General features: G+C 58.6%; 1 protein-coding gene and 1 pseudogene. Both read right to left on the bottom strand.

Annotation, left to right across the window (positions count from 1 at the left end; genetic code table 11):
• Positions 1-987, bottom strand: a 987-nt coding sequence (locus tag AC1DRJ_RS24225; RefSeq protein ID WP_477804379.1) for a UvrD-helicase domain-containing protein, incomplete at its 3' end; no start/stop codon positions are given.
• Positions 987-2,554 (bottom strand): annotated as a pseudogene (locus tag AC1DRJ_RS24220) (exodeoxyribonuclease V subunit gamma); the annotation flags it as partial. The pseudogene AC1DRJ_RS24220 and the gene AC1DRJ_RS24225, both read right to left, overlap by 1 nt.

Raw genomic sequence — 2,554 nt, 5'->3', positions numbered from 1 at the left:
GGTCGGCAGTCCGTCAAGGCTGGCCTTGAGTCCGGGCATCGCGTCCAGTCCGGGATGACGGGGTACTTCGCCCTTCCAGGCTTCGGCCATGCCATCCGGCGTCAGACGAGTGAAGCCGGTGCCAATGTCCAGTTGCTCAAGTGCTTCATCTTCGGCCCAGGCTTTGATTTTTTCGAACCAGGGCTCGAAGTAGCGCGCCTGCATTTTTCGACCGTCGACACTCTTGCTCGCAACGCCTTGATGACAAATGAGCAGCAGCTCGTCCGCCCATTGGCGCCAAGGCATTTTGAGTTCGAGCAACGCGCTTCGTCGTTCCTGCAAACATTCGTTGATCAGCTCGGCCGGTTCTTTTCCTTCAACACTGTCGCGCTCACTGGCGAACAAACCGCGCACGCGCGGCAGTAGCGCCGCCGGACCGACCCAATTGTTGCGCACCCAGTTCAGGGCATCGCCTTGCATCGGGTAACAAAACAATCGCCAGTAATCGCGCAGGACTTCACCCAGCAAATCGCTGTGATCGGTTTCCAGGGTCTGGGTAAACAAGCTGCCGCTGTCGAACGCATGTTCGCGCAGCATGCGTTGACACCAACTGTGGATGGTCGAGACGGCAGCCTCATCCATCCATTGCGCGGCGATGTCCAGACGGTTTGCACAGCCCGACCACTGCTCAGGGGGGTACTGATCACGCAGTTCGGCAATCAAGCCATCCGGCGCAGTTGTCTCATCACGGAAGAATCGCGCAGCCTCGGCCAAGCGCGTACGGATACGTTCACGCAACTCTTTGGTGGCCGCATCGGTGAAGGTCACAACGAGGATTTGCGGCGGTAACAGTTCACGCCCGTAACCACTCTCGTCACTCCCGTGCCCCAGGACAAGGCGCAGATAAAGCGCGGAAATGGTGAAAGTCTTGCCGGTCCCGGCGCTGGCTTCGATCAGTTGGCTGCCGCGCAGGGGGAATGCCAGCGCCAGAGGAGTTTTTGTCGTCATCAACGAGCCTCCTCGCTGGTCAATGATCGCCAGGGGGCTTCAAGCATTGGTTTGTACAACGCGTTGCACCAGCCGGGGAAGGTCTCGTCATTCATCAACGCGTCGAAATCAGCAAACTGTCGGGTGAGTGCCGGACTTTCGCGGCGTTCTCCGTCGGTGGTTTGGCCATCGCCCTCGTAGGCTTTGCGGGCAGAAGCTTCGGCTTTCAGCGGATCGGTCTGACCAAGCCAGGCGAAGGCCGTTTTTATTGCAATCGGCAGGGGTTGGCGCATGCCGGCGTGCCAGGCTTGCAGGAGATGGTCCAAAATTTTAAGTGCAGCGCTCTTCTCCAGCGGCTCCAGTAGCAAGCTGTCGTCGCTGGCCACCAGCGCGGTGGTCATCGGTATGCCGCTAGCGCAGGCAACCAGATGATTGACCCAGGGCCGCGTCAGGCGGTGCCATTTGCGGGTTTTGACTGAGCCAATGCCGTTGGGGATAGTCGTGACCGACAGCAAACCACCGTCTGCACGTTGGTGCAGACCGCTGAGCCAACCTTCCAGCCGCAATCCTTGCAGCTCAAGATTCACCGGCAGAGCGCTGGTAAGCGGTGTCGGCCATAACGCCAGGAGTTGTTGATACCGCTGCACCAGATCCGGCAGCGGTTCGATCAATTCACGCTGAAGGCATTCGCCGAAACCAGCCATAGGCAGCAGCCCACTGTTTTGCAGGCGTTTGGCCTGGTCTTCAAGTGCCTGATCGGCGTGCTCGATGCGTCCCAGAGCCGCTGCAAGCAAGCTGTCGCTGAGGGTATAGCGTTGCAGCGCATCGAGGACAAACGGTTCTTCATCGGCTAACGGCACTTCAGCCGCTTCGAAAAACACTTTCAGCCGCTGACTGAAAAAATGTCGCACGGGATTGCGCACGAAGTCCTGCAATTGACCGAGGCTCAGCGGCTCTTCCTGGACGTAAGCTTCAAGTACTTCACCCTCAGCCACTTGATCAGTGACGTGATGAAGTACTTGCCACTCATTGGCGTAGCTGAATAGCGCGTCACCTTCATGAAAGTAGCGAGCACTGAAAGGCTGYAATGGGTGTTCCTGAGTCATGGCCTCCAGCAGGTCGTCGCCCTCATCGCGCAATCGCCAGCCGCTGGAGAGATGGTCACGCAACTGGCCAATCAGCACGGAGGCCGGCCGTTCGCTGTTATCGCGAATACTTCGCCCAACCCAGCTGATGTAGAGCTGATCACGTGCAGACAACAGCGCTTCCAACAAGAGATAGCGGTCATCTTCGCGGCGAGATCGATCACCGGGACGATAGTCACTGCCCATGAGATCGAAATCCAGCGGTGGTTGCGCACGAGGATAGTCGCCGTCGTTCATGCCCAGCAGACAGACCCGTTTGAACGGAATCGCCCGCATCGGCATCAAGGTGCAGAAGTTGACTGCACCGGCCAGAAAACGCTGGGACAGTCGGCCCTGATCCAGTCCGGCCAGCCAGGCTTCCCGAACTACTGTTAACGGCAAATCGTCCTGCAAACCCACGGACTCGCAGGTGTCGAGCCAGGTTTCGCGCAGCTCTTCGAGTT

This window comes from Pseudomonas sp. P5_B2 (genome assembly GCF_056400445.1).
Note: the sequence above shows the minus strand (reverse complement) of the source record. Positions and strands in the feature narration are given on the sequence as shown.